The sequence below is a fragment of the Rhodobacter sp. 24-YEA-8 genome, assembly GCF_900105075.1.
GTDB lineage: Bacteria > Pseudomonadota > Alphaproteobacteria > Rhodobacterales > Rhodobacteraceae > Pseudogemmobacter.
In genome coordinates, this window is the sequence record NZ_FNSK01000001.1 from 658,147 (window position 1) to 674,979 (window position 16,833).

A 16,833-nucleotide genomic window follows, 5' to 3' on the forward strand; every position below is an offset into this window, starting at 1 on the left:
CCTGAGGGACGGATGAGATGGCAGTCGGAATTGAACATTACATCATGGTGGCGGCGACTTTGTTCGTCATCGGGATCTTCGGTCTCTTCCTCAACCGGAAGAACGTGATCGTCATCCTGATGTCGATCGAGCTGATCCTCTTGTCGGCCAATATCAGCTTTGTGTCTTTCTCGTCTTTCAACGGCGATCTGACCGGGCAGATCTTCACGCTCTTCGTGCTGACGGTGGCCGCAGCAGAGGCCGCCATCGGCCTCGCCATCCTCGTCGTCTTCTTCCGCAACCGCGGAACGATCGACGTCGAAGACGTGAATGTGATGAAGGGCTGAGAGAATGGTTCAGATTGTCTTTTTCGCTCCGCTGATCGGGGCCATTCTGTGCGGCTTCGGCTGGCGGTTCATCGGTGAGAAACCGGCACAGGTTCTGACCACGGCGGCGGTTTTCCTTGCTGCGGCTTTGAGCTGGGTCATCTTCCTCGGCTTTGACGGCGAGACCTACAAGGTCACGCTGCTCCGCTGGGTGGAATCGGGCACGCTTTCGACCGAATGGGCGATCCGTGTTGACCGGATGACCGCGATCATGCTGGTCGTCGTCAACTCGGTCTCGGCTCTCGTTCACCTCTACTCGTTCGGCTATATGGCCCATGACGAGAACTGGACGGATGACGAGCCTTACCGCGCGCGTTTCTTCGCCTATCTCTCGTTCTTCACTTTCACCATGCTGACGCTGGTGACCGCCGATAACCTGCTGCAGATGTTCTTTGGCTGGGAAGGGGTGGGGGTCGCCTCGTACCTGCTGATCGGTTTCTACTGGAAGAAACAATCCGCCGGTGCTGCGGCGATGAAGGCCTTCATCGCGAACCGGGTCGGTGATTTCGGCTTCATCCTTGGCATCGCCGGTCTTTACCTGCTGACGGATTCGATCCAGTTCGACCAGGTCTTCGCCGCGATCCCGGGCAAGTCCGAAGTGACGCTGCGCTTCCTCTGGACCGACTGGAATGCGGTGAACCTGATCGCCTTCCTGCTGTTTGTCGGCGCGATGGGGAAATCGGCGCAGCTGTTCCTGCACACCTGGCTGCCGGACGCGATGGAAGGGCCGACGCCCGTCTCCGCGCTGATCCATGCCGCAACCATGGTGACCGCGGGCGTATTCCTTGTCTGCCGCATGTCGCCTGTCTTTGAATATGCGCCCTATGCGACGGGCTTCATCACGGTGTTGGGGGCAACGACCGCCTTCTTTGCCGCGACCGTGGGTCTGGTGCAAAACGACATCAAACGCGTGATCGCCTATTCGACCTGTTCGCAGCTGGGCTATATGTTCGTCGCCGCCGGCGTCGGGGCCTATCCGGTCGCGATGTTCCACCTCTTCACCCACGCATTCTTTAAGGCGATGCTGTTCCTTGGCGCCGGTTCGGTGATCCATGCGACCCATCACGAACAGGATATGCGCTGGTATGGTGGCCTGCGCAAAAAGATCCCGTTCACCTTCTGGATGATGATGATCGGGACACTGGCGATCACCGGTGTCGGTATTCCGCTGACCTATTACGGTTTCGCAGGCTTCCTGTCGAAAGACGCCGTGATCGAGAGCGCCTATATCGGGTCGAACTATGCTTTCTGGCTGCTTGTCATCGCTGCCGGCATGACCAGCTTCTATTCCTGGCGCCTGATGTTCCTGACCTTCTACGGCACCAGCCGCGCCGATCAGAAGCCGCAGGATGACCATTCGCATGATCACGGGCATGACCATGGTCACTCCCATGGCCATGATGATCACGGCCATGGCCATCACCACGAGCCGCATGAAAGCCCGCTGGTCATGCTGATCCCGCTGGCGGTCCTGTCGCTTGGCGCGCTTTTCTCGGGGATGATCTGGTACAAGGTCTTCTTCGGAGATGAAGAAAAGATGCGGACCTGGTTTGGGATGGAACAGCTTGCGGCCCATCACATCGAAGAAGGTCACGCAGAGCCAGCCGCCGATCACGCCACAGCCGGTGAGACCGCAATGGGCGAGGCAGGTCACGCCGAACCCGCAGCTGATGCGCCGACCGCTGAGGAAGCGGCCAATGCAGCGGAGCAGGCCGGGGCGCTTGCCACTGCTGATGCCGGTGTGACTTATCCGGGTGAAGCGGTCGAAGCCGCAGATCACGGCGCAGATCACGGTGTGGCGCCCAAAGGCGCACTTCTGATGCTGCCTTACAGCGCGGAAGAGCAGGCCGTGGTCGACACCCGTGTCGATGCTGCAAAGGTCGAAGCCTCGGGCCATGCGCCGAACACCATCATCGCGGCGGCCCATATGGTACCGTCCTGGGTCAAGGTCTCGCCCTTTGTCGCGATGCTGATCGGTCTGGTTCTGTCCTGGCTCTTCTACATCAGAAACCCGTCCTGGCCGCGTCGTCTGGCAGAGCAGCAACGCCCGCTCTACCTGTTCCTCCTGAACAAATGGTATTTTGACGAGGTCTATACCTTCGTCTTCGTCAAAGGTTCGAAAGCCCTTGGCCGGCTGTTCTGGAAGAATGACGTCAAGGTCATTGACGGAACCATCAACGGGGTGGCGATGGGGATTATCCCCTTCTTCACCCGCCTCGCAAATCGTGCCCAATCGGGCTTTGTCTTCCACTATGCCTTCGCCATGGTGCTCGGGATTGTTGCCCTGGTCACCTGGATGACGCTTTTCGGTGGCGCCAGGTAAAGGGGCCCGGGATCCATGGCACAACAACTTCTCAATATCATCCTCTTCCTGCCGCTGGTGGCGGCGCTGATCATGGCGCTTTTCCTGCGCGGCGATGACGAGGCCGCACGCGGCAACGCCAAATATCTGGCGCTGTTCGCGACCATCGCGACCTTCCTTGCCAGCCTCTTCCTGCTGGCCGAGTTCGATCCGTCGAACACGGATTTCCAGTTCGTCACAGAACGTGACTGGATCCTCGGTCTGAAATGGCGGCTTGGCGTTGACGGGATCTCGATCCTCTTCGTCATGCTGACGACCTTCCTCATGCCGCTGGTGATCTGGTCGGCCTGGGATGTGACGAAGCGCGTCAAAGAATATATGATCGCGTTTCTGATCCTTGAAACGCTGATGATCGGCGTGTTCTGCGCGCTGGATCTGGTGATGTTCTACCTCTTCTTCGAGGCAGGGCTGATCCCGATGTTCCTGATCATCGGGGTCTGGGGCGGTGTGAACCGCATCTATGCCGCGTTCAAATTCTTCCTCTACACCTTCCTCGGCTCTGTGCTGATGCTGGTGGCGATGATCTTCATGTATATGGATGCGGGCACCACCTGTATCGGCGCCTGTGGCGACGGCCAGGTCTCGCTCCTGACGCATGTGTTCAGCTTCGAGAGCTTTGATCTCCTGGGGATCCATGTGGTCGGCGGCGTGCAGACCATGCTGTTCCTTGCCTTCTTTGCCTCGTTTGCGGTCAAGATGCCGATGTGGCCGGTTCATACCTGGCTGCCCGATGCGCACGTTCAGGCACCGACAGCGGGGTCTGTGATCCTGGCGGCGGTGATGCTGAAGATGGGTGGTTACGGCTTCCTGCGGTTCTCGCTGCCGATGTTCCCGGTGGCCTCGGATCTGCTGGCGCCGCTGGTCTACTGGATGTCGGCGATTGCTGTGGTTTACACCTCGCTGGTCGCGCTGGTGCAGTCGGATATGAAAAAGCTGATCGCCTATTCCTCGGTCGCCCATATGGGGTACGTGACCATGGGGATCTTCGCGATGAACCAGCAGGGCGTCGATGGCGCGATCTTCCAGATGATCAGCCACGGCTTCATCTCGGGCGCGCTCTTCCTCTGTGTCGGCGTGATCTATGACCGGATGCATACCCGCGAGATCGACGCTTACGGCGGTCTTGTGAACCGGATGCCGGCCTATGCGATGGTCTTCATGTTCTTCACCATGGCCAATGTCGGCCTTCCCGGCACCTCTGGTTTCGTGGGCGAGTTCCTGACGATCATGGGCATCTATCAGGTCAACACCTGGATCGCCTTCTTCGCGGCTTCGGGCGTCATCTTCTCGGCCTCTTACGCGCTCTGGCTGTACCGCCGGGTGGTCTTTGGCACGCTTACGAAAGACAGCCTCAAGCTGATCACCGACATGACCGCGCGTGAGAAACTGATCTTCGCGCCCCTGGTGGCGATGACCCTGTTCCTCGGCATCTATCCGAGCGCGGTCACCGATATCATCGGCCCGTCCGTGACCCATCTGATCGAGAACTACCGTGCCGCTCTGCCCGTTCTGGCTGAGCAGGCGGCAATGCACTGAGGAAGCGCGACAATGACCGCAGTTGATTTCAACACCGTTCTGCCCGAGGTGATCCTCGCGCTTTACGCGATGGCCGCGCTCATGTTCGGTGTGTACACCGGCAAGGACAAAGTGGCGGTGCCGCTGGTCTGGGCCACGGCGGGGCTTTTCGTGGCGCTTGCGCTGTGGATCGGCCTGGGTGGCGAGGGCAGCCGGACGGCTTTCCACGGCATGTTCAACGACGACCCCTTTGCGCGTTTCGCCAAGGTGGTGATCCTGGTCTCTTCGGCGGCGGTGCTGGTGATGAGCCAGGACTATATGCAGCGCTACAATATGCTGCGCTTTGAATATCCGGTGATCGTGACGCTGGCTGTGACCGGCATGATGATGATGGTCTCGGCCGGTGATCTGATGGCGCTCTATATGGGGCTGGAGCTGCAGTCGCTGGCGCTTTACGTGACCGCCGCAATGCGTCGCGATTCCGCGAAATCTTCGGAAGCCGGGCTGAAATACTTCGTCCTCGGCTCGCTGTCTTCCGGGATGCTGCTTTTCGGCGCCTCGCTGGTTTACGGCTTTACCGGCACGACGCAATTCGACGGCATCTTCGTAGCACTGCAGGCCGATGTCTCGCTGGGGCTGCTGTTTGGCCTTGTGTTCATGCTGGCGGGCCTTGCCTTCAAGATCTCGGCCGCGCCCTTCCATATGTGGACGCCCGACGTCTATGAGGGCTCGCCCACCCCGGTGACCGCCTTCTTCGCCACCGCGCCGAAAGTCGCCGCGATGGCGCTGATCGCACGCCTCGCATGGGATGCCTTTGGCTCTATCCCGGCGCAATGGGGCCAGGTGCTGGCGGCGATGTCGGTTCTGTCGATGTATCTCGGCGCGATTGCCGCCATCGGCCAGAAAGACATCAAACGCCTGATGGCCTATTCCTCGATTGCCCATATGGGCTATGCGCTGATCGGTCTTGCCGCCGCGACCACTGGCACTGCCGACCAGGCAGTGCAGGGCGTCCAGGCTATGCTGATCTATATGGTGATCTATGTCACCATGGGGGTCGGCTCCTTCGCCTTCATCCTCGGGATGGAGCGCAATGGCCGCCCGGTCACCGATATTGCCAGCCTTAAGATGCTGTCGAAATCGGAACCCCTGAAGGCATTGGCGCTTCTGATGCTGTTCTTCAGCCTTGCAGGTGTGCCGCCCTTTATCGGCTTCTACGCTAAATTCGCGGTGCTGAAGGCAGCGGTGGATGCGGGCATGGTCTGGCTCGCGGTGGCGGGCGGGATCGCCTCGGTCATCGGCGCCTTCTACTATCTGCGCGTCGTCTATTTCATCTATTTCGGCGATACCGAAGATCCGGCCGAAAGCCGTATGTCGGCGGTGCAATGGGTGCTGATGATGGCGGTTGCCGCGATCCTGGTGCTGGGGGCGATCAACCTCTTCGGCATCGAGGAGCCGGCTTTGACGGCGGCCAAAGCGCTTGTGCTCTGATCCCGTCACCCGGGTGGAGCTGGCTTCGGTCGACTCCACCAATCTCGAGGCCTTCCGCAGGGCCCCCGATCTTCGGGGGCCTCTGTGGATTCTGGCAGGCGAGCAGACGGCGGGGAAGGGCAGGCGTGCGCGGCCCTGGACCAGCCCGCCGGGCAATTTCTATGGCAGCCTTGCGCAACGCCTGGACGAACCCCCGGCGCGGCTGGGGCTGCGCAGTTTCATCGCGGCGCTGGCGCTTTATGACGCCTTTGTCGCGGTTGTGGGGAATGGCACGGGTTTCGCGCTGAAATGGCCCAATGACGTGCTCCTGAATGGCGGCAAGCTGACGGGGATCCTGCTTGAGGCCTCTGGTCAGATGCTGGTCATCGGGATGGGTGTGAACCTCCTCCATGCGCCGCCGGCATCGGCGGTGGAGCCGGGCGCGGTGGCACCGGTCTCACTGCTTGGGGAAACCGGGGTGCGGGTGACGCCCGCGCGGTTCCTCGATGCGCTGGCACCCGCTATGGCGCATTGGGAAGCCATTTTCCGCGCCGAGGGGTTTGCGCCTATCCGCACCGCCTGGCTGTCGCGCGCCGCGCGGATTGGTGAGAAGATCATCGCCCGCACCGGATCCGAGACCCGCGAGGGCATATTCGAGACCATCGACCAGGACGGCAATCTGGTCTTGTGCATGGCCTCTGGCACCGTTGCCATTCCGGCAGCGGATGTGTTTTTCTGACACGAACCCCAGGGAGCGCCCGATGCTTCTCGCCATCGATTGCGGCAATACCAATACCGTCTTTGCGATCTGGGACGGGGCCAGGTTCATTGCCACCTGGCGCATTGCGACCGATCACAAGCGCACGGCGGATGAGTATTTCGTCTGGCTGTCCTCGCTGATGCTGCTGAACCGGCTTGAGATTGAAATCGCTGAGGTGATCATCTCGTCTACCGTGCCCAGGGTCGTGTTCAATCTGCGCGTGCTGTCAAACCGCTATTTCGACTGTCGCCCGCTGGTGGTGGGCAAGCCCGAATGCCTGTTGCCGCATCAGCCGCGCGTCGATCAGGGCACGACCGTCGGCCCTGACCGGCTGGTGAACACCGCTGGCGCCTTTGACCGGCACGGCGGCAATCTGATCGTGGTCGATTTCGGGACCGCGACCACCTTTGACGTCGTCGATACCGATGGCGCCTATATCGGCGGTGTGATCGCCCCGGGGGTGAATCTGAGCCTGGAGGCGCTGCATATGGCGGCGGCCGCGCTGCCCCATGTCGACGTGACGCGGCCCGCGCAGGCGATTGGCACGAATACTGTGGCCTGTATGCAGTCAGGGGTGTATTGGGGCTATATCGGCCTTGTCGAAGGCATCGTGCGCGCCATCCGCGAGGAACGCGACCGCCCGATGAAGGTGATCGGCACCGGCGGCCTCGCGTCGCTCTTCGCCCAGGACACTGAAATTTTCGAGTCGATTGAGGATGATCTGACCATGCATGGCCTCGTCCTGATCCATGAGTACAACAAGGAAAACGCATGAAGAGTGAACGGCTGATCTACCTTCCGCTGGGTGGTGCCGGCGAAATCGGGATGAATGCCTATGTCTATGGCTATGGCGCCCCCGGGAAGGAGAGGCTGATCCTCGTGGATATGGGGGTGACTTTCCCCGATATGGACGGGGCTCCGGGGGTCGAGGTGATCATGCCCGACATCACCTGGCTGGAAGAACGCGCAAGCAGACTTGAGGCGATATTCATCACCCACGCCCATGAGGACCATATCGGCGCGCTTGGCCATCTCTGGCCGAAGCTGAAGGCAAAGGTCTATGCGCGCAAATTCACCGCCGCCATCGGCAAGCTGAAGATGGATGAACAGGGACATCCGGCCGATGCGATCGTGACCGTGGGCGCACGGCCTGATGTGGTCGAGGCGGGGCCCTTCCGCGTGCAATTCGTGCCGCTTTCGCATTCGATCCCGGAATCGGCGGCTTTGATCATCGACAGCCCGGCAGGGCGCGTGGTGCATTCGGGGGATTTCAAGCTCGACCGGTCGCCGGTTGTGGGCGAAGCCTGGGATGATGCGCTCTGGCAATCGGTGGCCGACGAGGCGCCGGTCAGGGCGCTGATGTGCGACAGTACCAATGTGTTCTCGACCCATCCGGGGCGGTCCGAGGCGACTTTGGCCGAGCCTTTGGCCGAGCTGATCAAGGCTTCGGAGGGGATGTTCGTTGCGACCACTTTCGGCTCGAACGTGGCGCGGCTGAAGACGCTCGCCGAGGCGGCTGTGGCGGCGGATCGGACGATCTGCGTCATGGGCCGGTCGATGAAGCGGATGCTTTCGGTCGCCGAGTCCACCGGGGTGCTGACTTCCTTCCCGCGGGTGGTTTCGACCGAAGACGCGCTGGAAGTGCCGCGGCGAAACCTCATGCTGCTGGTCACCGGCAGCCAGGGCGAGCGGCGGGCGGCGGCGGCGGCTTTGTCGCGCGGCAAGTATCTCGGTCATGAGCTGAAGAAGGGCGATACGTTCCTGTTTTCCTCGCGCACGATCCCGGGGAACGAAAAGGGCGTCTACAAGATCTGGAACGAGTTTTCCGAAAAGGGCGTGCGGGTCGTCGATGATGCCGGCGGGCTGTACCATGTTTCGGGCCATGCGAACCGTCCGGATCTGGAACATGTGCACCGGCTGTTGCTGCCGGATATGCTGATCCCGATGCATGGTGAACACCGGCATCTGACCGAACATGCAAGGATCGGGGCCGAAGGCGGTATCGCGACCCAGGTGGCTGTGAACGGGATGATGGTCGATCTGACCGGTGAGCATCCGAAGGTTGTCGAATATGTCGAGACCGGGCGGCTTTATCTGGACGGGACCGTGCTGATCGGGGCGCTGGACGGGGTGATCCGCAACCGGATCCGCATGGCGCTGAACGGGCATGTGCTGGCGACGGTCATTCTTGACGAGGCAGGCGAGCCGCTGGGCGAGCCCTGGGTCGAGATCATGGGGCTGACGCCGACCGGCAAGGGCGGGCGCGATCTTGCCGAGACGATGGAGGCCGAGCTTGATGAATGGATGGGCCGCGCCGGGCGCAAGGTTCTGAAAAACGATGATAAGGTAGAGGATGACATGCGCCGCATCATCCGCCAGGTCGCGGTGGAAGAAATCGGCAAGAAGCCGGAAGTGACCGTGGTGGTTTCGCGTCTTTTGCCTGAATGATGCCAGGCGGGGCAGCGTTCGACCCTGACCTTCTGCGTCCGATCTTGCTTTTCGGGATTCTCCTCACCCGGGGGCCGGACCAGAGGCCCGGCCCCCGGGTGAGGAGCGGAGGAGCCCGGCCTTTGGCCGCGCGATTTTGGCAGCATAGCAAAGCCCGCCACAGGCGGGCTTTGCTATGACTGCTGCGGCCCTGATGGCAGTCTTCGCGCAGGTTTTGACGGAAGAAGGCAGAGTTTTCGGTCTTGGAATGCGGACATCGGAGCTTTGTTCGGGGCAGTGGACATGGGGCGTTTTGTCCGCGGCGTGCCCCGGACGGGAAGCTGTAGCAAAAGCGCAATCCTCGCCACCCGGGCTGCGATTATCCTGGGGCAGTGCCTGGGGTCACGCTGATGACCAAGCGGGCGGATCGTCTGAGCGGGATCACCATCGGAGCAGGCCCCGGCGCAGATGACGCGCTGACGTGTCACACCGGATCGCAGGTTTATAGTTTTCCGCTGCGTCAGCCTGGCCAGCAATCAGATCCCGGCAAAACAGCTGATGATCTATATTTTCGGAGATGGCGGCAGGGGCGTGCGCGTGTCCGACATGCCCTTTTCCGTACCCTGCCGGCCTGGTCGCGATCACGCTCCGGACGAGCTGACCCGGAAAGATCACAGCACCTGTCTCAGCGCCGCGGCAAAGTCCGTCGCGCCTTTTGGGGCAGCGGCCCCGGGCGGAAAGATCCGGATCGCCGTCTGAGAGCGCACCCGGCTAGCCAGAATAGCTTTTGCGTTCAACGGGGTCTTGTTCGCAGCTTGGCCCCCGGATCATGTCCTGCGGCATGTGATCATAGCCTGATTGCGCTGACAGATCGTGGACAGCGGCCCTACATCGGCGACGGCGGCGTCTTCGAAGCTGCAGTGATGGTTGAGATGAGGATCAGCCGGAGATTTATCGAGGGCGTGGGTGGGGCGCGGTGCGATCTCTGCCTTTGCGAAGGCTGGCAGTCCTCCTGCGGGAGATCGGGGCCTGCTCTGTCAGGTCTGACTGCGCGCATCGGATACCAGGCCCGATGCGCGCAGACGGGGTCAGGCAGGCTGAGCCCGCTCTTCGCTTTCGCCAGGCTCATCTGAGGCCTCCGGAGCCACAGCGGGTGCCTCTGCGGAAACAGGGATGCTTTCCGGGTCACGGGCAGCGGCCGGAGCCGCAGCCAGGGGTGCAGCGTCCTCTTCCGGGCCGTGGTCCGGGGCGATATGATCCTCGGCTGCGCTGTCCTCGGCGGGGGAGGGCGTGCTGATCCGGAAGCTGCGCAGCAGAAAGTCGGGGACATGGTCGCCCATGCCGATCACGGCGGGGCCATCGTCACGGCGGTCGCGGCGGTCGTTGCGGCGGCCACCTGCATCACGGCTGCCAGCTTCACGGGCGACCGGATCGCGGCGGGGTTCGCTGTAGGAGGAGCTGCGCGAGCCACCCTCACGCCCTGAGCTGGCCCTGGCGCTGGCCTCTTTCTGGGGGGCCTCGCTGCGCTCGGGCTGCGCCTTCGGCGCGACGGGTTCGGCCTGGGGGGCAGCGGCGGCACGGTCTTCGTCCTGAGCGCGCTCGCGCCCGCCGCGGGAACGTTCGCGGCCCTTGCCACCGCGCGAACGCTCGCCACGCTCTGAGCGTTCCCCACGTTCGGACCGATCGCCACGCGGTTCGCTGCGCGTGCGCGACGAACCGGCGTTTTCAAGATCGAGCCCTTCGGGCAGCTCTGCGCGCGGGATTTCCTGTTTCACGAGGCTTTCCACAGCCGCCAGCTGTTTGGCGTCGGACGGCGTGGCCAGGGTGAAGGCGCGGCCATGGCGGCCGGCGCGGCCGGTGCGGCCGATGCGGTGCACGTAATCCTCGGGATGGCCGGGCACGTCGAAGTTGAACACATGGCTGACCGCCGGAATGTCCAGCCCACGCGCCGCCACATCAGAGGCCACAAGGATATGCAGCGAACCGTCGCGGAAGGCGTCGAGCGTCTTCGTCCGCTGCGACTGGTCAAGATCGCCATGGATGGGGGCTGCGTTGAAACCGTGCGATTTCAGCGATTTGGCGACAACATCCACATCCATCTTGCGGTTGCAGAACACGATGCCATTGGTGCAGGCGGCGCCTTCGGCCGCGATCAGCGCGCGCAGCACGGCACGCTTTTCGGTGAAGGACCGGTCTTTGCGTGACGGCGTGAAATACACGACCTTCTGGTCGATATTCGTATTGGTGGTGGCTTGGCGCGCAACCTCGATCCGCGCGGGGGCGGTCAGGAATGTATTGGTGATCCGTTCAATCTCGGGCGCCATGGTGGCCGAGTAGAACATCGTCTGGCGGGTGAAGGGCGTCAGCTGGAAGATGCGCTCGATATCGGGGATGAAGCCCATGTCGAGCATCCGGTCGGCCTCATCGACCACCATGATCTGCACGCCGGTCAGCAAGAGCTTGCCGCGTTCAAAATGGTCGAGCAGCCGGCCCGGCGTTGCGATCAGCACGTCGACACCGCGATCGATCAGCTTGTCCTGTTCGCCAAAAGCCACGCCGCCGATCAGCAGCGCCTTGGTCAGTTTGGTATGTTTGGCATAGATGTCGAAATTCTCGGCCACCTGGGCCGCGAGTTCGCGCGTCGGCGCCAGCACGAGGCTTCGCGGCATCCGCGCGCGCGCCCGGCCCTGGCCGAGCAGCGTGATCATTGGCAGCGTGAAGCTGGCGGTTTTGCCGGTGCCGGTCTGGGCGATCCCAAGTACATCGCGGCCCTTCAGAGCTTCGGGAATGGCTTCAGCCTGGATCGGCGTGGGCGTCTCATACCCTGCTTCGGAAACGGCCTGGAGAACCCGGGGATCAAGGGCGAGGTCGGAAAATTTGGTCATATGCGTCCAATAGTGGCGGAAAGGGTCATAAGGACCGGCCGCGAGTGGGGGCGGGACGCAGGATTTCAGGCGCCCCATCGGAACAGCCCGCCGGATTGCGGGTTCCGGCGCGAGATAGCGCGATTTTGTACAATGGTCAATCTGAGGCACCTTTTTGTGCCGGATTGTGACCTTCTGGTTGCGAGTGCGGCGTGTTTTCGGCGGATTGGTTCCGCTCTGGCAGCGGCGCAAAAAAAAGGGGCGCCCCCGGGGCAGGCAGCGGATCTGCGCCTGTTTCGCCGGCAGGCCGCAAATTGCGGACGCGCGGGGCTTGTGCGGGAGAGCTGCTATCCCGACATGCGCAAAAGATAACCAGTTCGGAGACGAGAATGAAATGTCCGGTCGACAACGAGACGCTGCTTATGACAGAGCGCCAGGGGGTCGAGATCGACTACTGCCCGAAATGCCGGGGCATATGGCTCGACAGGGGGGAGCTGGATAAGCTGATCGAGGTTGCCGCCAGCAAGGCGATGCCGGCTGTGACCCAGGCCGAGCCGCAGCGCGCAAGCCCGCCGCCGCCGCCTCCGGTCAGCGAAGCGGCCAGGTCGCACCACGCGCAGGACCGCTCTGTCTCGCACGGGGGCCGTGCGCCAGAGCGCGGGGGCTTTGACCAGAGCGTGCGACACACGTCCGTGCCGGACCCGAGGGATCAGGACATGTCCGGCAACCGCAGCCGCAAACGCTATGATGACGATGACGATGATTATGATGACCGTGGCCGGGGGCGCCGCAAACGCGGAATGGGCAGTATCCTCGGCGATATATTTGATTTTTGATAAAAAAAGGCCGGGAGAGGGATCTCCCGGCCTGTTCCGATCTGAGCCCGTGATGAAGCGTTCTCGCGCTCAGGCCATCATTTCTTTCGTTGCCGTCAGCCGCAGCGCCGGATAGTCGCGCACCACCCGGTCAATGTCCCATTGCAGGCGGGTCAGGAACACGAGGTCGCCGTCATTATCGGTGGCGATATGCTGCTTGTTCAGGTTCACCATCTTTTCGATCTCGGCCTTGTCGCCCGAAATCCAGCGCGCCGAGGTGAATTGCGAGGGTTCGAACCGCACCGGGATCTGATATTCCAGCCCGATCCGCGAGGCGAGCACGTCGAATTGCAGCGCGCCCACGACGCCCACGATAAAGCCGGATCCGATGGCGGGCTTGAAGACCTTTGCGGCACCTTCCTCGGCGAATTGCATCAGCGCCTTTTCCAGGTGCTTGGCCTTCATCGGGTCGGTCGCGCGGATGTTCTGCAAGAGCTCGGGCGCGAAAGACGGGATGCCGGTGAAACGCAGCGTCTCGCCCTCGGTCAGCGCGTCGCCGATCCTCAGCTGGCCATGATTCGGGATGCCGATAATGTCGCCGGCCCAGGCCTCATCGGCCAGTTCGCGGTCGGCGGCAAGGAACAGCACCGGATTGGTCACCGCCATCAGCTTTTTCGAGCGCACATGCGTCAGCTTCATGCCACGTTCGAAATGGCCCGAGGCGAGGCGGACAAAGGCCACGCGGTCGCGGTGCTTGGGGTCCATATTGGCCTGGACCTTGAAGACAAAGCCGGTGACTTTCGGCTCTTCTGCGCCGACGGCGCGTTCAGCGGATTTCTGCGGCTGCGGTTCGGGGCCGAAATTGCCGATCCCTTCCATCAGCTCTTTCACGCCGAAAGAGTTGATCGCCGAGCCGAACCAGATCGGAGTCATCGCGCCATGCAAAAACGCCTCGCGGTCAAAGGCGGGCAGCAATTCCCGCGCCATGGCGATTTCCTCGCGCAGCTGCGCCAGCTGGTCTGCGGGGATATGGTCGGCAAGGCGCGGGTCATCCAGCCCGTCGAGCTTGACCGATTCCGCCACCTTGTTGCGGTCGGCGCGGTCCATCAGCTCAAGGCGGTCATTCAGCAGGTCATAAGCGCCGAGGAAATCGCGCCCCGAGCCGATCGGCCAGGAGGCCGGCGCCACGTCGATCGCAAGATTCTCCTGGATCTCGTCGATGATCTCGAATGTGTCGCGCGCCTCGCGGTCCATCTTGTTACAGAAGGTCAGGATCGGCAGATCGCGCAGCCGGCAGACCTCGAACAGTTTCCGCGTCTGGCTTTCCACGCCTTTCGCCCCGTCGATCACCATGATCGCGGCATCGACGGCGGTCAGCGTGCGATAGGTGTCTTCGGAAAAGTCCGAGTGGCCGGGCGTGTCGACCAGGTTGAACCGGAACTCGCGATATTCAAAAGACATTGCCGAGGCCGAGACCGAGATGCCCCGGTCCTGTTCCATCTTGAGAAAGTCCGAGCGCGTGCGGCGGGCTTCGCCCTTGGCGCGCACCTGGCCCGCCATCTGGATCGCCCCCCCGAACAGGAGGAACTTTTCGGTCAGTGTGGTTTTGCCCGCATCCGGATGCGCGATGATCGCGAAGGTCCGGCGGCGGGAAATCTCGGGCGGAAGGGTGGGGGCGTTGTCCAGCATGGCCGGGCTTTTAGCGCCTGTCGCTGTCGCCGTCTATCGCGCAGGCGGGCCGGGGGAAAGATCCGCCCCCGAAACCGGTCAGGCGTTGCCGGCTGGACAAAGCGGGGCCCGCATGTTTGCCTTTTGCTCAGGTGTGTTACGGGAATCTGGTCGATGCGTCTTCTGTCTGTTGTTTTTGCGCTGTTGCCGGCCCTTCCGGTGCAGGCGGCCTGGTTCACCGACAATGGCACGCGCGAAGCGATGTCGGTTCTGCGCGCGAAGCCTGTCGCAGATCTCAGCCCGACCGAACGCGAGATCCTGACGGCGGCGAACCGCATCGGCTGGATTGCTGTTCCTGACTGTGGCTGGGGTTCGAATGCGGTTCTGGTCACGGTGGAGGGCCAGGATTACGCGGTGACCTCACTGCATCTTCTGACCGGAAGGGGGCCGGGCCAGGTGCATTGCGACCCGGGTCTTGACGCGATTTTCCTGCCCAATGCCTCTTATATCTTGCCAGACATTTCGTACCAGGCCGGCGACGAGGCTGTTCGCCGCATGGAATTCGAAAACAGGATTGTCGATCTGGAGCCGGATCCGGTGAATTTCACCCGCTCTGGTGCGGGGATGCCCTGGGTCGGAGACTGGGTCGCCTATCGGCTGACCGAGACCGTCTCGGATGATATCATGCCCGATTTTGCCTGGGGGGCAGGGGGCCTGCGCGGGGCGATGCCCTGGTCCGCGCGGCAGAACCCGGCCGGTCCGGTCTGGGTGATCGGCTATGACGGGCGGTTCGAGCAGGAAAACGGCTGGGAGTTTTCCTGGCAGGGCTGTGAACAGCGCAAGACGCGGCCCGATAATGGCATGATCTATTTCACCTGCGATGCCGCGCCCGGGGCAAGTTCCTCGCTGATTGCGGTGATGGAAGACGGGCGGCTGACCTTTCAGGGCATTGTGACCGGGATCATGGATCCGGCAATCGGCACGGATATTCCGGTTCCGAAAAGTGCGCTGTTGTGGAACATCGGCACGCAAAGCGCGGGGATTCAGGCGAAACTCGACCCCCGATCCCTGCCGGAACCAGACGGCTGGCGCGGCCTCTGGCGCTGAGTTGCGCGCGGCTCAGCCGGGCCTGGTGCGGTCTTCGCTGCTTTGTCCGGAGACGCCGGGCGCTGTGTCCCGTTCTGCGCCCGAATCGTTTGTGACAGCACCGGCCCGGCTTTTGCCGCTTGCGCCACGGCTGCGCCAATGTGTCGGGCCGCCGATGGAATCGAGGAATTGCCGCCCTGCCTCGGTCCCGAAATGCTGCAGATGGGCAAGGCCGGGAAACTGTGCCCGCACCTCCGAGGCGAATTGCGGTGGCAGACGCGAGATGGTGGCGTCATTGACCATCAGGCTTTCGACCGGGATACCCTCGGCATAGATGATCTCATGCTGGTCGAAGATCAGGCTGAACCAGTCGGTCACACCCGCTTCTCGGATGAAAACATGTTCTTCATCAACAAGATGACGGGCCTGGACCAGCAGTTCCGACGTGGCCAGCCCCGGCAGTTTATGACGCTGGTAGAGGAACATCCTGTGATGCTGGCCGACGAACAGATCGCCTGAATTCCCAAATGTGCCGGCCAGGATCACCACCGGCGCGAAGGCCCCGATGGCGCGCAGGCTTGCCCGCCCGATATGGCGCAATTCCTGCGGGCCATGATCGCGGGTCAGAAGCTTCATCCCCGGGCGCAGCGTCTCGATCGCGACCATGCGACCGCTCGCGAGCGAGATCCTGGTGCCGCGCGCGAAGGAGAGGCTCATCATCGCCGTCAGCCGGGCATCGCGGGGCGAGACCTCAACCGCCAGAAGCGCATATTCCGCGCGGTCCGAAACCGGAGACAGCGGCAGTACCCAAAGCGCGTCCGCCCCGTCCTGGCCGATCCGGATCAGCAAAAGCTCCACCCGGTCGCCATCATCGGCCATCAGGGTATAACGCGCGACCAGCTGCACGAGATCGCCCGCCTGACCGACGGCAGAGCCGGGGGCAACCCGCTGCGCGCCGCAGTCAGCGGCGGCCTCAAGCAGCAGGCGCGACGGGGCTGCGCCCAGCTCAAGCTGATAGATGTCGCCGCTTTCAACCTCATCGGGCAGGCCAAGCCCGTCACCGCTGTTCACACCGGAAGAGACGAAAATATCCCCGGCGGCGAAAACCTGACAGGCCTGCCCGGGCGCCGCGCCAGCCGCTGTTGCGGCGCGCTGGTCCTGGCTGGGGCTCTGGTCGGGGAAAGAAGTCATTTTGCCGGATCTGTCCTGAAACTTTGCCCATCAAAACGAGACCTGTTGCTCTGAAATCAGGTCTCAAAATCGTCCGGGCCACGGCCTGGACAGTGGCGGCCCGAATTTGACCGCAAGGTATTTCCGACTGGTTATTACGCTTATGTATAACAGTTCGCGTCGCGCGGGGTCAAACGCGGCTTGTGACAAATACCCGGGAAGACGCGCATTTTCCTGCGCGAATCCGGCGGTTCCACCCGGAGGGAATGCGCGCCCCGGCCACGCATGACAGCTGGGCGTATAACGGGGGTATTGGGTTCGAACGGGGGCT

The 16,833-nt window shown here is 62.5% G+C and carries 12 protein-coding genes; 9 read left to right on the top strand and 3 right to left on the bottom strand.

All coding sequences use genetic code 11. The features are described from left to right. The first annotated feature begins 17 nt into the window (after window positions 1–17). From nuoK to BLW25_RS03250, 7 genes are read left to right on the top strand one after another with little or no spacing between them, the layout of a single operon-like run. On the top strand, window positions 18–326 hold the full coding sequence (nuoK, locus tag BLW25_RS03220) for an NADH-quinone oxidoreductase subunit NuoK (protein WP_092896299.1): 309 nt from the start codon (window positions 18–20) through the stop codon (window positions 324–326). Window positions 327–330: 4 nt separating this feature from the next. After that, window positions 331–2,688, top strand: coding sequence for an NADH-quinone oxidoreductase subunit L (gene nuoL / locus BLW25_RS03225; RefSeq protein WP_092896301.1), 2,358 nt, complete (start codon window positions 331–333; stop codon window positions 2,686–2,688). A 15-nt stretch (window positions 2,689–2,703) separates the two neighbouring features. Beyond that, the gene (locus BLW25_RS03230; protein ID WP_092896303.1) at window positions 2,704–4,263 is read left to right on the top strand and encodes an NADH-quinone oxidoreductase subunit M; all 1,560 of its coding nucleotides are present in this window, start codon (window positions 2,704–2,706) and stop codon (window positions 4,261–4,263) included. Window positions 4,264–4,275: 12 nt separating this feature from the next. Further along, window positions 4,276–5,733: an NADH-quinone oxidoreductase subunit NuoN gene (gene nuoN, locus BLW25_RS03235; RefSeq protein WP_092896305.1), complete on the top strand. Its 1,458-nt coding sequence runs from the start codon at window positions 4,276–4,278 to the stop codon at window positions 5,731–5,733. Further along, a complete protein-coding gene (locus tag BLW25_RS03240; protein ID WP_092896307.1) occupies window positions 5,723–6,451 on the top strand; it encodes a biotin--[acetyl-CoA-carboxylase] ligase in 729 nt (242 codons plus the stop codon). The genes nuoN and BLW25_RS03240 overlap by 11 nt, the downstream gene beginning before the upstream one ends. Window positions 6,452–6,473: 22 nt before the next feature. Continuing rightward, window positions 6,474–7,247 carry a type III pantothenate kinase gene (locus tag BLW25_RS03245; RefSeq protein ID WP_092896309.1) on the top strand — a complete coding sequence of 258 codons (774 nt, stop codon included), beginning with the start codon at window positions 6,474–6,476 and terminating at the stop codon, window positions 7,245–7,247. Beyond that, complete coding sequence (locus tag BLW25_RS03250; protein ID WP_092896311.1) at window positions 7,244–8,920, top strand: ribonuclease J; 1,677 nt, start codon at window positions 7,244–7,246, stop codon at window positions 8,918–8,920. Before BLW25_RS03245 ends, BLW25_RS03250 begins: the two co-directional genes overlap by 4 nt. Before the next feature lie 1,067 nt (window positions 8,921–9,987). On the opposite strand, the gene BLW25_RS03260 is transcribed toward BLW25_RS03250, so the two are convergent. Further along, window positions 9,988–11,784, bottom strand: coding sequence for a DEAD/DEAH box helicase (locus BLW25_RS03260; protein WP_253188189.1), 1,797 nt, complete (start codon window positions 11,782–11,784; stop codon window positions 9,988–9,990). Window positions 11,785–12,152: 368 nt separating this feature from the next. Here BLW25_RS03260 and BLW25_RS25470 point away from each other — a divergent pair, with 368 nt between their 5' ends. After that, window positions 12,153–12,599 carry a TFIIB-type zinc ribbon-containing protein gene (locus tag BLW25_RS25470; RefSeq protein ID WP_092896317.1) on the top strand — a complete coding sequence of 149 codons (447 nt, stop codon included), beginning with the start codon at window positions 12,153–12,155 and terminating at the stop codon, window positions 12,597–12,599. A 69-nt stretch (window positions 12,600–12,668) separates the two neighbouring features. Here the strand turns inward: BLW25_RS25470 and BLW25_RS03275 are convergent, their stop codons facing one another. Continuing rightward, window positions 12,669–14,267 (bottom strand): peptide chain release factor 3, encoded by a 1,599-nt coding sequence (locus tag BLW25_RS03275; RefSeq protein WP_092896319.1) that lies wholly within the window; start codon window positions 14,265–14,267, stop codon window positions 12,669–12,671. Window positions 14,268–14,420: 153 nt separating this feature from the next. On the opposite strand from BLW25_RS03275, the gene BLW25_RS03280 reads away from it, so the two are divergent. Then, window positions 14,421–15,353, top strand: coding sequence for a hypothetical protein (locus tag BLW25_RS03280; RefSeq protein WP_092896321.1), 933 nt, complete (start codon window positions 14,421–14,423; stop codon window positions 15,351–15,353). 12 nt (window positions 15,354–15,365) lie between these two features. Here BLW25_RS03280 and BLW25_RS03285 read toward each other — a convergent pair whose 3' ends face one another. Beyond that, the gene (locus BLW25_RS03285; RefSeq protein ID WP_092896323.1) at window positions 15,366–16,523 is read right to left on the bottom strand and encodes a Hint domain-containing protein; all 1,158 of its coding nucleotides are present in this window, start codon (window positions 16,521–16,523) and stop codon (window positions 15,366–15,368) included. Window positions 16,524–16,833: the final 310 nt, after the last annotated feature.